At 66.7% G+C, this 16685-nt stretch carries 16 protein-coding genes and 1 pseudogene; 10 read left to right on the top strand and 7 right to left on the bottom strand.

Annotation, left to right across the window (positions count from 1 at the left end; genetic code table 11):
- Positions 1 to 40: 40 nt before the first annotated feature.
- The 5 genes and pseudogenes from cobF (at position 41) to MFM001_RS05945 (ending at position 2907) form a co-directional block, all read left to right on the top strand.
- A complete protein-coding gene (gene cobF, locus MFM001_RS05960; RefSeq protein WP_116374303.1) occupies positions 41 to 787 on the top strand; it encodes a precorrin-6A synthase (deacetylating) in 747 nt (248 codons plus the stop codon).
- A 9-nt stretch (positions 788 to 796) separates the two neighbouring features.
- Positions 797 to 1198, top strand: coding sequence for a phage holin family protein (locus MFM001_RS05955; RefSeq protein WP_116374302.1), 402 nt, complete (start codon positions 797 to 799; stop codon positions 1196 to 1198).
- A 10-nt stretch (positions 1199 to 1208) separates the two neighbouring features.
- Positions 1209 to 1451: pseudogene (locus MFM001_RS24770) on the top strand (DNA-formamidopyrimidine glycosylase family protein); the annotation flags it as partial.
- Positions 1452 to 1598: 147 nt separating this feature from the next.
- Entirely contained in the window at positions 1599 to 2072 is a 474-nt protein-coding gene (locus MFM001_RS24765; protein ID WP_238158961.1) for a zinc finger domain-containing protein, read from the top strand.
- A gap of 85 nt (positions 2073 to 2157) precedes the next feature.
- Positions 2158 to 2907, top strand: a complete 750-nt coding sequence (locus tag MFM001_RS05945) for an SDR family oxidoreductase (RefSeq protein WP_116374300.1) — start codon at positions 2158 to 2160, stop codon at positions 2905 to 2907.
- Between the two features lie 94 nt (positions 2908 to 3001).
- Here MFM001_RS05945 and MFM001_RS05940 read toward each other — a convergent pair whose 3' ends face one another.
- Complete coding sequence (locus MFM001_RS05940) at positions 3002 to 4321, bottom strand: oxygenase MpaB family protein (protein ID WP_116374299.1); 1320 nt, start codon at positions 4319 to 4321, stop codon at positions 3002 to 3004.
- 92 nt (positions 4322 to 4413) lie between these two features.
- Here MFM001_RS05940 and MFM001_RS05935 point away from each other — a divergent pair, with 92 nt between their 5' ends.
- Positions 4414 to 4983, top strand: a complete 570-nt coding sequence (locus tag MFM001_RS05935; protein WP_116374409.1) for a TetR/AcrR family transcriptional regulator — start codon at positions 4414 to 4416, stop codon at positions 4981 to 4983.
- On the opposite strand, the gene pgi is transcribed toward MFM001_RS05935, so the two are convergent.
- Both pgi and MFM001_RS05925 read right to left on the bottom strand, forming a co-directional pair.
- The gene (gene pgi, locus MFM001_RS05930; RefSeq protein ID WP_116374298.1) at positions 4980 to 6644 is read right to left on the bottom strand and encodes a glucose-6-phosphate isomerase; all 1665 of its coding nucleotides are present in this window, start codon (positions 6642 to 6644) and stop codon (positions 4980 to 4982) included. The genes MFM001_RS05935 and pgi overlap by 4 nt on opposite strands.
- 33 nt (positions 6645 to 6677) lie before the next feature.
- Positions 6678 to 6941 (bottom strand): chorismate mutase, encoded by a 264-nt coding sequence (locus MFM001_RS05925; protein WP_116374297.1) that lies wholly within the window; start codon positions 6939 to 6941, stop codon positions 6678 to 6680.
- 301 nt (positions 6942 to 7242) lie between these two features.
- On the opposite strand from MFM001_RS05925, the gene pcrA reads away from it, so the two are divergent.
- Positions 7243 to 9549 carry a DNA helicase PcrA gene (pcrA, locus tag MFM001_RS05915; RefSeq protein WP_116374295.1) on the top strand — a complete coding sequence of 769 codons (2307 nt, stop codon included), beginning with the start codon at positions 7243 to 7245 and terminating at the stop codon, positions 9547 to 9549.
- Here the strand turns inward: pcrA and MFM001_RS05910 are convergent.
- The 3 genes from MFM001_RS05910 to MFM001_RS05900 form a co-directional block, all read right to left on the bottom strand.
- A complete protein-coding gene (locus MFM001_RS05910; protein WP_116374294.1) occupies positions 9536 to 10087 on the bottom strand; it encodes a hypothetical protein in 552 nt (183 codons plus the stop codon). The genes pcrA and MFM001_RS05910 overlap by 14 nt on opposite strands.
- Before the next feature lie 13 nt (positions 10088 to 10100).
- Entirely contained in the window at positions 10101 to 10640 is a 540-nt protein-coding gene (locus tag MFM001_RS05905; RefSeq protein ID WP_238158932.1) for a hypothetical protein, read from the bottom strand.
- Between the two features lie 131 nt (positions 10641 to 10771).
- A complete protein-coding gene (locus MFM001_RS05900) occupies positions 10772 to 11818 on the bottom strand; it encodes a M23 family metallopeptidase (RefSeq protein ID WP_238158930.1) in 1047 nt (348 codons plus the stop codon).
- 307 nt (positions 11819 to 12125) lie between these two features.
- On the opposite strand from MFM001_RS05900, the gene sucC reads away from it, so the two are divergent.
- From sucC to MFM001_RS05885, 3 genes are all read left to right on the top strand, one after another.
- A complete protein-coding gene (gene sucC / locus MFM001_RS05895; protein WP_116374292.1) occupies positions 12126 to 13289 on the top strand; it encodes an ADP-forming succinate--CoA ligase subunit beta in 1164 nt (387 codons plus the stop codon).
- Positions 13290 to 13305: 16 nt separating this feature from the next.
- Entirely contained in the window at positions 13306 to 14208 is a 903-nt protein-coding gene (gene sucD, locus MFM001_RS05890; RefSeq protein WP_116374291.1) for a succinate--CoA ligase subunit alpha, read from the top strand.
- Positions 14209 to 14278: 70 nt separating this feature from the next.
- Positions 14279 to 15817, top strand: coding sequence for an acetyl-CoA acetyltransferase (locus tag MFM001_RS05885; RefSeq protein ID WP_116374407.1), 1539 nt, complete (start codon positions 14279 to 14281; stop codon positions 15815 to 15817).
- A 4-nt stretch (positions 15818 to 15821) separates the two neighbouring features.
- On the opposite strand, the gene MFM001_RS05880 is transcribed toward MFM001_RS05885, so the two are convergent.
- Complete coding sequence (locus MFM001_RS05880; RefSeq protein ID WP_116374290.1) at positions 15822 to 16670, bottom strand: LLM class F420-dependent oxidoreductase; 849 nt, start codon at positions 16668 to 16670, stop codon at positions 15822 to 15824.
- Between the last annotated feature and the right edge of the window lie 15 nt (positions 16671 to 16685).

Genomic DNA, 16685 nt, shown 5'->3' with positions numbered 1-16685 from the left:
GCGACAACTGGGCCGAAACGGTCATTAGGCTGTGCCCGCAATGAGTAGTCGGCACATCCACGTGATCGGTATCGGGGCCGGAGATCCCGGTTACGTGACCGTGCAGGCGATCGAGGCGCTCAACGACACCCAGGTGTTCTTCGCGATGGACAAGGGCTCGCAGAAAAGCGATTTGGTGGCGCTGCGCCGCCAGATCTGTGCGCAGTTCATCCGCGAGCCGGGTTATCGGTTCGTCGAGTTGCCCGACCCGCCGCGCGCGGCGGACGGCGACTACCGCGGCGCCGTGTCGGACTGGCACGCCGCCCGCGCCCGGCTGTGGGCGTCGGCCATAACGGCCGAACTCAGCCCGGGCGGCGTCGGCGCCTTTTTGGCCTGGGGTGACCCGTCGCTCTACGACAGCACCCTGCGCATCCTCGACGCCGTCGCCGCCGAGGTCGACATCAGCTACGACGTCATCCCCGGCATCACCGCGGTGCAGGCGCTGACGGCAAGGCACCGGATCCCGTTGAACGACGTCGGTGAACCCGTCCTGATCACCACCGGCCGGCAGCTGCGGGCACACGGACTGTCCGGCTCGGCGGTGGTCATGCTCGACGGCGACTGCTCGTTTCGGGACTGCCCGCCCGGCACCCGGATCTGGTGGGGCGCGTACCTCGGCACCGGCGACGAACTGCTCGTGGCCGGCACGGTCGGCGAGGTGGGGGAACGGATCGCGTCGCTGCGCGCCGAGGCCCGCGCCCGACACGGCTGGATCATGGACACCTATTTGTTGCGAGCGGCGGAGTAGGTTCTGGCCATGGCCGCTTTCGTGGTCCGCGCCGCATTGACTGGGTTCGCATTGTGGGTTGTCACGCTGATCGTGCCCGGGCTTAGCTTCGTCGGCGGCGACACCAGGTTGCAGCGGGCCGGCATCATCTTCGTCGTCGCGGTGGTCTTCGGACTGGTCAACGCCTTCATCAAACCGATCGTGCAGATCCTGTCGATTCCGCTCTACATCCTCACGCTCGGGTTGTTCCACATCGTCGTCAACGCGTTCATGCTGTGGATCACCGCCTGGATCACCCGGCACACCACCAACTGGGGACTGCACATCGACCACTTCTGGTGGACGGCGATCTGGGCCGCGATCGTGTTGTCGATCGTCAGCTGGGTGCTGTCGCTGGCGATGCGTGACGTCAGCCGCGCCACGCGCAGGTAACACTGGATACATGCCCGAACTGCCGGAAGTCGAAGCGCTCGCCGATCATCTGCGCCGCCACGCGGTCGGTCTGACGATCGGGCGGGTCGACGTCGTGGCGTTCTCCGTGCTCAAAACCTTCGACCCGCCGATCACCGCGCTGCACGGGTTGACCGTTAGCGGCGCCCAGCGGTGGGGCAAATACCTCGGGTTGCAGGCCGGGGAGCTGTTCTTGATCGCCCATTTGTCCCGGGCCGGCTGGCTGCGCTGGTCCGACACACTGGCCGCCGCGCCGTTGCGGCCGGGAAAGGGTCCGATCGCGCTGCGCGTTCACCTGGGCAGTCCGGGGCAGGCGCCGGGCTTCGACCTCACCGAGGCCGGCACTCAGAAGCGGCTGGCGGTGTGGCTTGTCGACGAGCCGGTGAAGGTGCCGGGCATCGCCGCGCTCGGGCCGGACGCGCTGCAGCTCACGCTCGACGAGTTGGAGGGACTGCTGGCCGGGCAGAGCGGCCGCATCAAGACCGTGATCACCGACCAGAAGGTGATCGCCGGGATCGGCAACGCCTACAGCGACGAGATCCTGCACGTCGCCAAGATTTCGCCGTTTGCCACCGCTGGCAAACTCTCGGACGCCCAGCTGGCTGCACTGCACGACGCGATGATCTCCGTGCTCACCGACGCGGTGACCCGTTCGGTCGGCCAGCAGGCGGCGACGCTGAAAGGCGAAAAACGTTCGGGCTTAAGGGTTCACGCCCGCACAGGGCTGCCGTGCCCCGTGTGCGGGGACACCGTGCGCGAGGTGTCGTTTGCCGACAAGTCCTTCCAGTACTGCCCGACGTGTCAGACCGGCGGCAAGGTGCTGGCCGACCGGCGGATGTCGCGGCTCTTGAAATAGACGCCGAGCGTCGAGTTGTTGCGCCGCTGTCCTGCGATCCGGCCCGACAAGTCGACGTTCGCCGGACACACGTTAGGCTGCGGCCGTGACTCGTCAACGGATTTTGATCACGGGCGCAAGCTCCGGCCTGGGCGCCGGGATGGCCCGCGCGTTCGCCGCCAAGGGGCGCGACCTGGCGCTGTGTGCCCGTCGCACCGAGCGGCTTGACGAACTGAAAGCCGAACTGACAGAGCGGTTTCCGGGTATCACCGTGGCCGTCGCCGCGCTGGACGTCAACGACCACGAGCAGGTCCCCAAGGTGTTCGGTGAATTGTCCGACGAGCTCGGCGGGATCGACCGGATCATCGTCAACGCCGGCATCGGCAAGGGCGCGCCGCTGGGGTCGGGCAAGTTGTGGGCCAACAAGGCCACCATCGAGACCAACCTGGTAGCCGCGCTGGTGCAGATCGAAACCGCGCTGGAGATGTTCAAGCAGGCCGGTTCGGGGCATCTGGTGCTGATCTCGTCGGTGCTCGGCAACAAGGGCGTGCCGGGCGTCAAGGCCGCCTACGCAGCCAGCAAGGCCGGCGTGTCGTCGCTGGGGCAGTCGCTGCGCGCCGAATACGCCAAGGGCCCGATCAGGGTCACCGTGCTGGAGCCCGGCTACATCGAGTCGGAGATGACGGCCAAGTCGGCGAGCACCATGCTGATGGTCGACAACGAGACCGGGGTCAAGGCGATGGTCGCGGCGATCGAACGCGAAGGCGGCCGTGCCGTCGTCCCGGCCTGGCCGTGGGCACCGCTGGTTCAGGTGATGCGGGTGTTGCCCGTCAGGCTGACCAAGTACTTCGCCTAACTTCCCTGCCGCGAACGTGCGCAGATGTACGCCGATACACCGCAAAACGCGTACAACTGTGCACGCTCGCGCAAGCGGGGGACCTCGACGTGGCTCACACTGTGACTGGCGTGTAATGCGCTGCGTCAGTGGTGAATTCGGGCTTGCCGTAGGTGGCCAGCCGGAGCTTGAGTAGCCCGATCACGTAGGCGTCGGTGACGTCCCGCAGCACCGGAATGCGGCTGGCCTGCTGAACCGCGGTGAAACGTCCGATGATGAAGGGCGTGGTGAGGGCGACGCGCAGAAGGTCCGATGGGCCGAGTGATACGCCCATGGCCTCGGCGATGTCGCGATCGCCACCGCAGAACGTGCGGACGAAGGTGAGCTTGGAAAAACTCTTCTCGACCGCCTCCGCGCAACGGTCGAACAGGCTGGTACCGGGGCGCAAATAAGCCGCCATCGTGCCGCTGACGAGTTCGCGGCAGATGTCGTCGAATCCGTCCCGCAGCAGCGCTGAGCGCGCATGCATGACGTGCATGATGTCGGCGGGTTCGGAGGGCAGCAGTTCGGGCGGCAGGCCGAGCAAAAAGCAGCGGTACCTGGCGAATTCGACGACAGCGCGTTCCTCTTTGGTGAACGTCGTCCGCCCCTGCTGACGCGCGCGGCGGGCCAGCAGGTACTGGCCGATCATTCCGGCCGGCATCTGGTCGACCTGCGGTATCGGCATGCCGTAGACGCCGACGTCCCATTTGTCGGATTTCTTCAGCGCGTTGTAGCGGACCATCGAGTGCATCAGCCGAACCATGGCCGCGGCTTCGAAGCCGGGCCCGTATCGGTCCAGCGCACCGGGCAGGGTGGTGACGGCGAAGAAGCTGGCCGTCTCGTTGACCCGCCGGGCGGCCCGCTTGCCGGTCAGCGCGCCGGTCAGGGCCATCGGCAGCGCGGCGTAGGTGTTGGTGAACGTCGCGATGAAGGCCCCTCGCGTGATGAAGGGGGCCAGCAGTGCCGCGGGGATGCGCTCCCACCGGGCGCCTTCGCGGACCAGGTCGAAGTCGATCCACTCCGGGGCGTCCTCCATGGCAGCGATGAACGACTCGAGTTCCGGGGGTGCCTCGGGCACCGCCTCGATGCCCTCTCGGCACGCCCTTTTGAGCATGTCGATCAGGTGCGAGACGCTGTACGTATTCATCAGGGCCGCATAGGGATCGGCAACGACGTCGCCGAGCATCGTTGCCGTGCTGATCAATTCGAGGACGCGGTCGTCTTCCAGGATCGGCGCCCGGTCGGCGACCCAGGCGGGCAAGGCCGAGTCGACGTCGGGCTCGGTGGCCAGGCGATCCGGCTGCGCCTCGAAGTCGAAGTCGCCGTAGAGGTCGGGCTGCAGGTCCCGTTGGCTTCGGACGCGCGCGGCGAGTTCGGGGTAGTACGTGACCATCACAACCTCCGGCTAACTAACAGTTAGTGAGTAATACTCACAAGTTGTTAGTTATGCTGTCAAGCATGACCGCGGTCCACCCGAAGCGGCGCATGTCCGCCGAAGCGCGGCGTGAGCAGATCCTCGACGTGACACACGCGATCGTCGACGCCGAAGGGTTTCACGCCGCGACACCGAACCGCATCGCGGAGCAGGCAGGCATCAATCGGTCACTGATTTATCAGCTCTTCGGTGATCCCGCGGGCCTGTTCGTCGCACTGATCGACCGTGAGGCGGCCCGGGCCGGCGCGCAATTCGCCGAAGCGATCGCGGGATTGGATGCTGCCGCCGCAGAGGAGTCGCTGGTTCTCGCGTTCGACGGTGTGCTGGCCGCCGTCGACGCTCACCCCGCAACGTGGCGGCTGTTTTTGTTCCCGCCGCAGGGCGCGCCACCGGAGCTGTATGCCCGGCTGGCCCAATCCCAGGCCGTCGTGCTCGATTTCTTTGTCAGGGAACTGCTGCGCGTCAATCCCGATCTGCACGATCCCGAATACACCGCTCGGGTCCTGCACGCCGCCGGCCGCGAACTGCTGCAGCTGCACCTGTCCGATCCACAGACGGCAACAGTTGAACGGCTGCGAAACTTCGTGCGGCGCTTCGGTTCCGAGCTCGTCGTGCGCTAACCCACACGGCCTCTCTCGGTGCGGTAGCGGCGCACCAGGGCGTCGGTCGAGCTGTCCGACTGCCGCTCCGGCGACTTCTCGTCGGAGATCACCGGCAACAGCGCCTTGGCCTGGGTCTTGCCCAGCTCCACACCCCATTGGTCGAACGAGTCGATGCCCCACACCACGCCCTCGGTGAACACCTGGTGCTCATAGAGCGCAATCAGCTGGCCGAGCACCGACGGGGTGAGCCGGGTCGCCAGTATCGAGGTGGTGGGCCGGTTGCCGGGCATCACCTTGTGCGGCACCACGTCGTCCGGTGTGCCTTCGGAGGCAATCTCTTCGGCGGTCTTGCCGAACGCCAGCACCTGGGTCTGGGCGAAGAAGTTGCTCATCAACAGGTCGTGCATGCTGCCGCTGCCGTCGGCGTCGGGCAGGTCGTCGAGCGGCTGGGAAAACCCGATGAAATCGGCTGGCACCAACCGGGTGCCCTGGTGCAGCAATTGGTAGAAGGCGTGCTGGCCGTTGGTTCCCGGTTCGCCCCAATAGATTTCGCCGGTGTCGGTGACGACGGGGGTGCCGTCGGCGCGGGTGGACTTGCCGTTGGATTCCATCGTCAGCTGTTGCAGATAGGCCGCGAAGCGGGCCAGGTCGTTGGAATACGGCAGCACCGCCCGTGATTGGGCGCCGAAGAAGTTGGAGTACCACAGCTCGATCAGCCCGAGCAGCGCCGGCGCGTTGGACTCCAGCGGCGCCGTCTTGAAATGCTCGTCGACGATGTGGAATCCAGAGAGGAAGTCGGCGAAGGCGTCTCGTCCGATGGCGGCCATCACCGACAGCCCGATCGCCGAATCCACCGAATAGCGTCCGCCGACCCAGTCCCAGAAGCCGAACATGTTCTCGGTGTCGATCCCGAAGTCCGCGACCCGCTCTTTGTTGGTGGAGACCGCGACGAAATGCTTGGCCACCGCGTCGTCGCCCAGCGCGTCGGTCAGCCAGCGGCGCGCCGCGGTGGCATTGGTCAGCGTCTCCAGCGTCGAGAAGGTCTTGGAGGCGACAATGAAAAGCGTTGTGGCAGGGTCCAAATCGGCCAGCGTCGCCACCAGGTCGGCCGGGTCGACGTTGGACACGAACCGGGCCGAGATGCCGGCGTCGACGTAGTGGCGCAGCGCCTGGTACACCATCACCGGGCCCAGATCCGAGCCGCCGATCCCGATGTTGACGACAGTGCTGATGCGCTTGCCGGTGGCGCCGGTCCACTCGCCGCTGCGCAGCCGGTCGGTGAAGTCACCCATCGCGTTGAGCACCTTGTGTACGTCCTCGACGACGTTTTGCCCGTCGACGGTCAGCGTGGCGTCGCGTGGCAGCCGCAGCGCGGTGTGCAGCACCGCGCGGTCCTCCGAGGTGTTGATGTGCTTGCCGGCGAACATCTCGTCGCGCCGCTGCTCGAGCTGCGCCGCTCGGGCCAGGTCGACCAGAAGTTTGAGCGTCTCGCGCGTGATGCGGTGCTTGCTGTAGTCGATGTAGAGGTCGCCGGCGGTGAGCGTGAACTCACGACCACGGTCGGGGTCGTCGTCGAAGAACTGCCGGAGATGGGTGTCTTTGATCTGCTCGTGATGCTTGCGCAGGGCGTTCCAGGCCGGGGTGGCGGTGATGTCGGGGATTTGGCGAACCGCAGTCATGTTCTCGACCCTAGCCAAGACCGCCAGGGTGGCTCAGTGACCGAGCCGGCCTCTGCCCATCCGCAGCAGCAGCATCGCCAGGTCCTTGCCGTCGGGCCCGAGCTCGCTGTAGCGCTCGATGACCTTCATTTCGCGGCTGTGCACCAGCCGGGTGCCGCCGCTGGCCATCCGGAGCTTGCCGATCGCCTGAGACACCTCGGTTCGGCGCTTGACCGCAGCCAGAATCTCCGCGTCGAGCCGGTCGATTTCATGGCGCAACTCGTCGATATCGGGAAGCTGTTCCGTTTCCATCGTCATTTATTGTGACTCCGCATTCTTGCTGTTGGTGGGTTTTCGGCCGTTATCCGTATTCCGGCATCACCCAACAGACGAGCCCCGAATCCGGATGCGGACCTCAGGGCTCAAGGAAAAGCAGCTAAGCCACGGGCACCGCTGACCGATACCCGTAGAAAAATCGATGCTGCCCGTAGAGCACGTATCGAGTCTGCCACCCGGGCCCGCGCCAGCGCAAAAGCTGTCGCCGTGCGGCGGTAAGTTTGGACAGACATGACCGCGCCGACGACGATGCACGCGGAGCGATGAGGAGGAGCGGCGCAGATTGACAATGCACGCGACCGATGCCGGGGCAGATCAGTTGCTCGACGGGCTCAACCCGCAGCAGCGCCAGGCGGTGCTGCACGAGGGTTCTCCGCTGCTGATCGTCGCGGGCGCCGGCTCGGGCAAGACCGCGGTGCTAACCCGGCGCATTGCGTACCTGATGGGCGCGCGCGACGTGGGCGCGGGCCAGATTCTGGCCATCACGTTCACCAACAAGGCCGCCGCCGAGATGCGCGAGCGCGTCGTGCAACTGATCGGGCCACGCGCCCGCTCCATGTGGGTGTCGACGTTTCACTCGACCTGTGTGCGCATCCTGCGCAACCAGGCCACGCTGATCCCGGGGCTCAATTCCAACTTCTCGATCTACGACGCCGACGATTCGCGGCGGCTGCTGCAGATGATCGGCAAGGACATGGGCCTCGACATCAAGCGGTATTCACCGCGGCTGCTGGCCAACGCCATCTCCAACCTGAAAAACGAACTGATCGACCCGCAGCAGGCGACATCGGCTCTCTCCGACGACTCCGACGACCTGGCCCGCACCGTCGCCGCCGTCTACTCCGAATATCAGCACCGGCTGCGGGCGGCCAACGCCCTGGATTTCGACGACCTGATCGGCGAGACCGTCGCGGTGTTGCAGGCCTTCCCGCAGATCGCCCAGCATTACCGGCGGCGGTTCCGGCACATCCTGGTCGACGAATACCAGGACACCAACCACGCCCAATACGTGTTGGTGCGCGAGCTCGTCGGGCATGGGACGGACGACGGGCTGCCGCCCGCGGAGTTGTGCGTCGTCGGCGACGCCGATCAGTCGATCTACGCCTTCCGTGGCGCCACGATTCGCAACATCGAGGACTTCGAGCGGGACTACCCCGACGCCACGACGATTCTGCTGGAGCAGAACTACCGCTCAACCCAGAACATCTTGTCGGCGGCCAACTCGGTGATCTCGCGGAACTCGGGACGCCGGGAGAAGCGGCTGTGGACCGACGCCGGGGAGGGTGAGCTGATCGTCGGCTACGTCGCCGACAACGAGCACGACGAAGCGCGGTTTGTCGCCGAAGAGATCGAGGCGCTGGCCGGGCGCGGTGAGATCACCTACAACGACGTGGCGGTCTTCTACCGCACCAACAACTCGTCGCGGTCGCTGGAAGAGGTGTTCATCCGCGCCGGCATCCCGTACAAAGTCGTTGGGGGCGTTCGGTTTTACGAGCGCAAGGAGATCCGCGACATCGTCGCCTACCTGCGGGTGCTGGACAACCCGGGTGACGCGGTGAGCCTGCGGCGCATTCTCAACACACCCCGTCGCGGAATCGGTGACCGCGCCGAAGCCTGCGTGGCGGTGTACGCCGAGAACACCGGCGCCAGTTTCGCCGACGCGCTGGACGCGGCCGCCGAGGGCAAAGTGCCGATGCTGAATTCCCGTTCGGTGAAAGCGATCGCGGGTTTCGTCGAGATGCTCGACGAGCTGCGCGGCCATCTCGACGGTGACCTCGGCGAACTGGTCGAGGCGGTGCTCAACCGCACCGGCTACCGCACGGAGCTGGAATCCTCCAGTGATCCACAGGATTTGGCCCGGCTGGACAACCTGAACGAACTGGTCAGCGTCGCACACGAATTCGCCACCGACATGGCCAACGCCGCTGCGCTCGAGGAGGGCGCCGACGACGAAGACGTGCCCGACACCAGCGTGCTGGCGCAGTTTTTGGAGCGGGTGTCGCTGGTCGCCGACGCCGACGAAATCCCCGAGCACAACGCCGGTGTGGTCACATTGATGACGTTGCACACCGCGAAAGGGCTGGAGTTTCCGGTGGTGTTCGTCACCGGCTGGGAGGACGGAATGTTCCCGCACATGCGGGCATTGGGTGATCCCACCGAACTCTCCGAGGAACGGCGGCTGGTCTACGTCGGGATCACCCGGGCGCGGCAGCGGCTCTACGTCAGCCGGGCCAAGGTCCGCTCGTCGTGGGGCCAGCCGATGCTCAACCCCGAATCGCGGTTCCTGCGGGAAATCCCGCAGGAGCTGATCGACTGGCGGCGCAGCGACCCGACCCCGTCGTTCAGCGCGCCGGTGAGTGGCGCCGGCCGGTTCGGCCCGTCGTCGCGCCCGTCACCGGCTCGCGTGTCGAAGAGCAACCGGCCGCTGCTGGTGCTCGAGCCCGGCGACCGGGTCTCCCACGACAAGTACGGGCTGGGCCGCGTGGAGGAGGTCTCCGGCGTCGGGGAATCGGCGATGTCGCTGATCGACTTCGGCAGTTCGGGGCGGGTCAAGCTGATGCACAACCACGCCCCGCTCACCAAGCTGTAGCCATCGGGGGTGGTGGCGGCGCGCTCGGCTGCGTCGCCCGGCACCAACGCTTGGTGGGCGGCGCCATCGCCAAAATGATTGTGAGACCGCCCACGACGACAGTGAGAACGACGCCGATGGCGGCCATCGGGACTACCTGTCCGTAGTAGTGCCTGTTGGCGCGGTGGATCAGTTCGGCCAATACGAACAAGGCGAAATCCACCGGGATGGCCGCCGCGCATGTCGCCACAATGGTCACCCCGCCGCCCGGTCGGCGCCGTAGCAGCATGACCGCGCCGGCCGAAAGTGCCACTGCGGCTGCAAGCGACGCCACTGCGAGCAACGCGAAGAATGATACGACTTTGAAATTCAGGTGATAGCCCAACACGATCGAAGCGACGCACAAAGCGCACACGACCGCGTGGGCGATGCTGCCGAGAAAACTCAGGACCGCGGCCGCAATAGCGGTAGCGCCGCCGGGCCGCCGCGGCGGGTAGAGCGGGTAAGGCGCTGGCGGCGGTCCCCAGCCGGGCTGCAGGGGGAACTGCCGGGGGTCCATTCCCGGGAGAGTATCAACTGTCCTGCGGCAGCCAGCGTTTCGTTTGCGGATGCATTGCCAGCACCGCGCTCGCGATCGGCAATATCCACAGTGTGTGCACGATCCAGGCGACGCGTGCGCCGGCGATGAACACGCCGAGGTAGGTCAGCACCGCGACCACGGCGCCAGCCACGATGAGGTAGCGGCCAAGCCCCCGTCGCAGTAGCAGCAGGATCACGCCGGACACGGTGGCCAGCGCAAACACCAAGGCGAGGAATCCGACCGCGACGCAGAACAGGCGGTCGGATTGCCACCAGCCCGCGATCAGCTCGGTGGCCACCACCGAGGTGGCCCAGCCGCTGACCACACTGACGGCGGCGGCGGCCACCGCGGTCTTGCTGACCGGCTCATCCGGTCGACGGGCCGTCGCCGGCGGAACCGGGTACCCGGCGCCGCCGGGTGGCTGGCGCGGAATGTGGGTGGTGCGGGCGTCGTCCGCTATCGCGGGCAGCGGCGTCGTCGGTGCTCGCCGGATGATGCGGGTCCGCGGCGCTTCGTCGTGGGGTGTCGTCACCTCATGCCTTCGTTCTCGAATCGCGTCGTGGCTGCCGAGCCGGCAGTGGCGCCGCCGTCGCTGACATGACCGCTTGCTGGGTTTGTAGGCGGATTATCGCCGGGCGGGGACTCGGTTGACCCGATAACCGGTCAACCGGCGAAACTTCCGACACTCAGGCCACGCTTGGCCAGCCACGGCACCGGGTCTACCCGGTTGGTGCCGCCCAGCAACACCTCGAAATGCAGGTGCGGACCGGTGGAGTTGCCGCGGTTGCCCATCGTGGCAATCTGATCGCCCGCCATCACACGCTGGCCGACGCTGACCGTCGTCGTGTTGACGTGACCGTACAGCGTGACCGTGCCGTCGGCGTGGCGCAGCTTCACCCACATTCCGTAGCCGGCGGTCGGGCCGGCGTCGATGACCACCCCGTCCGACACCGCCAGGATCGGGGTTCCGATCGAGTTGGCGATGTCGATACCGGCGTGCAGCACACCCCAGCGGTACCCGAAATTCGACGTGAATATGCCCTTTGTTGGCATGACGAACAGTGGCTGCTGCAGTCGCGCCTCGCGCTGGGCGCGCTCTTCGGCGAACGCCACGGCGTGGGCGAGTTCCGCGTTGTGCACGGCGACGTTCGCGGCCGGCTTCACGGTCACCATCTGCATGCCGCGCGCCGAGGTGGTGATCGGGCCGCCGCTGGGCGTCGACGCGTCGGCGGCCAGCACGGTTTCGGCCTTCGAGTCGTCGGAGGGGTGCGTGGCCGAATGCGCTGCGGCGGCGGCGGCACCGGCGGCCATGGCGGTGATCAGCATCCGGCCCCGCGCCGCGCCGCTGAGCTGCCGGCGGTGCTGCGGGCGGCGCCAGGGCGCATCGGCATTATTGGGACGTCCGTGCAGTTCGAGGCGGTAGGAATTAGTCCGCTCGGTGTGCCGGTCGTACCGGTGTTCGCTGGGGCTGGCCAGGGGCAGCGGGGTCAGATCGTCGGTGTCGTGCAGGTCGTCGAGCTCGGGCGCCTCCAGGACGGAGGCCGCACTTCCGAAAACACTGTTGTCGTTAAAGTCCAGGTCATCGAGGTTGCCGAACTCATTGAACGGGATGATGTCGGTGACCTCGTTGCGGTCGAGGTCTGACCAGCGGTCGAGCGATCCACGAGAGTCTCCGGCGACAGGAGACCGGGCAGAACGGTGCTGGGCCAACCTGAATGTCCCTCGCGTCGTAACCATAACGTTATCTGGACCCTGAGACGTTAACCACTGGGGTAGCGACCTCGCAAGGCGTGACAGGAATCCCGGTCGATAATGTGATCCGCATCACGCGCGAGCACTCGGGCCCGTCCCGGGCACAGCGTACGGCATCCACCCGCGGTGACCTGCGCCACAACAGCGGATGCGACGACAGCGCCATGACGGCGGGTCGATACAGTTCCCCCGGGGCGCGGTTCAGGGGCTTGCCCAGAACCGAGTCGCTTACCTAATCAGGCCGAACTCAGTAGACAGTGAGCCCATGGATCTCTTCGAGTATCAGGCGAAGGAGCTGTTCGCCAAGCACAACGTGCCCACCACGCCCGGACGGGTGACCGACAGCGCCGACGGCGCCAAGGCGATCGCCGAGGAAATCGGCCGCCCGGTGATGGTCAAGGCACAAGTCAAGACCGGTGGCCGCGGCAAGGCCGGTGGCGTGAAGTACGCCGCCACCGCCGAGGACGCCTACACCCACGCCAACAACATCCTGGGCCTCGATATCAAGGGCCACGTCGTCAAGAAGCTGCTGGTGTCCGAGGCCAGCGACATCGCCGAGGAGTACTACATCTCCTTCCTGCTCGACCGGGCCAACCGCACCTACCTGGCGATGTGCTCGGTGGAGGGCGGCATGGAGATCGAGGAGGTCGCCGCGACCAAACCCGAGCGGCTGGCCAAGGTTCCCGTCGACGCGGTGAAGGGTGTCGATCTGGCGTTCGCGCGCTCGATCGCCGAGCAGGGCCACCTGCCGGCCGAGGTGCTCGACGCCGCGGCGGTGACGATCCAGAAACTCTGGGAGCTGTTCGTAGCCGAGGACGCCACCCTGGTCGAGGTCAACCCGCTGGTCCGCACGCCGGACGACCAGATCCTGGCGCTGGACGGCAAGGTGACGCTCGACGGCAACGCCGCGTTCCGCCAGCCCGGGCACGCGGAGTTCGAGGACCGCGACGCCACCGACCCGCTGGAGCTCAAGGCCAAGGAGCACGACCTCAACTACGTCAAGCTGGACGGCCAGATCGGGATCATCGGTAACGGCGCCGGCCTGGTGATGTCGACGCTGGATGTCGCGGCCTATGCCGGCGAGAAGCATGGCGGGGTGAAGCCGGCCAACTTCCTGGACATCGGCGGCGGCGCGTCGGCGGAGGTGATGGCCGCCGGGCTGGACGTCATCCTGGGCGACGAGCAGGTCAAGAGCGTGTTCGTCAACGTCTTCGGTGGCATCACCGCATGCGACGCCGTCGCCAACGGCATCGTGTCGGCGCTGAAGATGCTCGGCGACACCGCCACCAAGCCACTAGTGGTCCGGCTCGACGGCAACAACGTCGAAGAGGGCCGGCGCATCCTGGCCGAAGCCAACCATCCGCTCGTGACCCTGGTGGACACGATGGACGAGGCCGCCGACAAAGCCGCCGCGTTGGCGAGCGCCTGAGAAAGGACTTGCGGATATGTCGATCTTTTTGAACAAGGACAACAAGGTCATCGTCCAGGGCATCACCGGCAGCGAGGCCACCGTGCACACCGCCCGGATGCTCAAGGCCGGCACCCAGATCGTCGGCGGCGTCAACGCGCGCAAAGCGGGCACGACGGTCACCCACGAGGACAAGGGCGGTCGGGTCATCAAGCTGCCGGTGTTCGGCGGCGTCGCCGAGGCAATGAAGGAGACCGGCGCCGACGTGTCGATCATCTTCGTGCCGCCGAAGTTCGCCAAGGACGCCATCATCGAGGCCGTCGACGCCGAGATTCCGCTGCTGGTGGTCATCACCGAGGGAATCCCGGTGCAGGACAGCGCCTATGCGTGGGCCTACAACGTCAGCAAGGGCAACAAGACCCGGATCATCGGGCCCAACTGTCCCGGCATCATCACGCCCGGCCAGTCGCTGGTCGGCATCACCCCGGCCAACATCACCGGATCCGGTCCGATCGGCCTGGTGTCCAAGTCGGGCACGCTGACCTACCAGATGATGTTCGAGCTGCGTGATTTCGGTTTCTCCACCGCGATCGGGATCGGCGGGGACCCGGTGATCGGCACCACCCACATCGACGCGATCGAGGCGTTCGAGAAGGATCCGGACACCAAGGTCATCGTGATGATCGGCGAGATCGGCGGCGACGCCGAGGAGCGCGCGGCCGACTACATCAAGGCCAACGTGTCCAAGCCGGTCGTCGGCTACGTCGCGGGATTCACTGCGCCCGAAGGCAAGACGATGGGCCACGCCGGCGCCATCGTGTCGGGCTCGTCGGGTACCGCGGCCGCCAAGAAGGAAGCGTTGGAGGCGGCCGGTGTCAAAGTCGGCAAAACGCCTTCGGAGACTGCAGCTTTGGCGCGGAAGATTTTGCAAAGCCTGTGACAGTCGACCGGCGCCGGCGACGATGGAGTGGGGGCACCCCCAGCCGCGCAGCGGCGAGGGGGACGAAGCGATGAGGAGGAGCGGCGCCATTAGCGGCAGCACTCCCGTCGTCGTCGGCGTCGGGCAGGCCGCTGAGCGGATCGACGACCCGTACTACCGCGCCATGTCGGCGGTCGAGCTGGCCGCTGCGGGTGCGCGTGCCGCGCTCGAGGACTGCGGCGCCGATGCGGCCAAGGTGGCGGCCGCGATCGACACCGTCGCGGGTGTGCGGCAGTTCGAGATCTCCGGGCCGGCTCAAGCGGCACTGGGCAAGTCGAACAACTATCCGCGGTCGGTGGCCAACCGGATCGACGCCGATCCGGCCCGGGCGATCCTGGAGATCGTCGGGGGCCAGGGCCCGCAGCATCTGATCACCGAGCTGGCCGGCGAGATCGCCGCCGGCCGCTCAGAGGTCGCGCTGATCTTCGGCTCGGATGCGACGTCGACCACCCGCTACTTCGCGGGCGCCGACAACAAACCGGATTTCTCGGAGACGGTCGACGGCTCGCTGGAAGATCGCGGTCACGGCCTGGAGGGGCTGATCAGCCGCTACACCGTGATCCACGGCCTGGTGGACGCCCCGACGCAGTACGCGCTGCTGGAAAACGCCCGACGCGCCGGCACCGGTCTGAGCCCGGCCGAGTATCTGCGGTGCATGGGTGAGTTGTTCGCGCCGTTCAGCAAGGTGGCCGCCGACAACCCGTTCGCCGCCGCGCCGGTCGAGCGCAGTGTCGAGGAACTGATCACGGTCACCGAGAGCAACCGGATGATCTCCGATCCGTATCCGCGGCTGCTGGTGGCGCGTGACCAGGTGAACCAGGGCGCGGCGGCGCTGCTGATGTCGGTGGAGGCGGCGCGCAAACTCGGTGTGCCAGAAGACAATTGGGTGTACCTGCACGGCCATGCCGACATGGCCGAGCAGAGTCTGCTGGATCGGCCCGATCTGGGGCACGCGCCGTCGGCGGTGATGGCGGTGCGGGAAGCATTGCGTGTCGCCGGTATTGGTGTCGACGACGTCGCCACCTTCGACCTGTACAGCTGCTTCCCGGTGCCGGTGTTCAACATCTGCGACGGCATGGGCATCGCGCCGGACGACCCGCGCGGGCTGACGCTGACCGGCGGTCTGCCGTTCTTCGGCGGGGCCGGCAACAACTACTCGATGCACGGCGTCGCCGAGACCGTCGCTGCGATGCGAAGCCGCCCAGGAGAATTCGGCCTCGTCGGCGCCAACGGCGGCATCATGAGCAAGTACTCGGTGGGGATCTACTCGACGACGCCGGTTGAGTGGAAGCCGGACCGCAGTGCGCAGTTGCAGGCGGAGATCGAGGCATGGCCCACCGTTGCGGTGACCGAGCAGGCCGACGGGCCCGGCACCGTCGAGACCTACACCGTGCGACGGGACAACGGCCGGCTGACCGGAATCGTCATCGGCCGCCTCGACGCCGACGACAGCCGGTTTTTGGCCACCACCGAAGAGGACGACCTGATCGCGTTGCTGACCGACGGGGACCCGCTGGGCCAGTCGGTGATGGTGCGCTCGTTCGACTACGGCAACCGCTGCGGTTTGTAGCCGGTCACACCATTGCGGCAAGCTTGCCGGCGAGCCGTTCCATGTAGGCGGCCACCTCGTCTTCGGGGCGGTCGGGTAAGCCGAACAACACCTCGGTCACGCCCAGCTCGGCCCAGCGGGCCAACTTCTCGGCATCCGGCTTGAAGTCCAGCGCCACGATCTGCGGCGCGCCGTCGCGGCCGGCGGCGGCCCAGGTGTCCTGCAACAACTTCACCGGCTCGTCGATTTCGAAGTCGCGCGGCGTGGTGATCCATCCGTCGGCGCTGCGCGCGATCCACTTGAAGTTCTTCTCGGTTCCCGCCGCACCGACCAGCACCGGGATATGCGACTGCACCGGCTTGGGCCACGCCCAGCTCGGCCCGAATTTGACGAACTCGCCGTCGTAGGCCGCTTCCTCCTGCGTCCACAGCGCCCGCATCGCCTCAAGGTATTCGCGCAGCATCGTGCGGCGCCGCCCGGGCGGCACACCGTGGTCGGTGAGTTCGTCGGTGTTCCAACCGAATCCAACGCCCAGGCTCACCCGGCCGCCCGACAGATGATCGAGGGTGGCAATCGATTTGGCCAGCGTGATCGGATCGTGTTCGACCGGCAGCGCCACCGCGGTGGACAGCCGAACCCGTGAGGTGACGGCGCACGCCGCACCCAGACTGACCCACGGGTCCAACGTGCGCATGTATCGGTCGTCGGGCAACGACTCGTCGCCGGTTGTCGGGTGCGCGGCCTCCCGCTTGACCGGGATGTGCGTGTGTTCGGGCACGTAGAAGGTGTGAAATCCATGCTTTTCGGCGAGGACGGCCGCCGCCGCCGGGGTGATGCCGCGGTCGCTGGTGAACAGCACAAGCCCGTAATCCATCCCTGAATTAGAACG

The sequence above is a fragment of the Mycobacterium sp. MFM001 genome (assembly GCF_003402475.1).
In the GTDB taxonomy this organism is placed as follows: domain Bacteria; phylum Actinomycetota; class Actinomycetes; order Mycobacteriales; family Mycobacteriaceae; genus Mycobacterium.
Note: the sequence above shows the minus strand (reverse complement) of the source record. Positions and strands in the feature narration are given on the sequence as shown.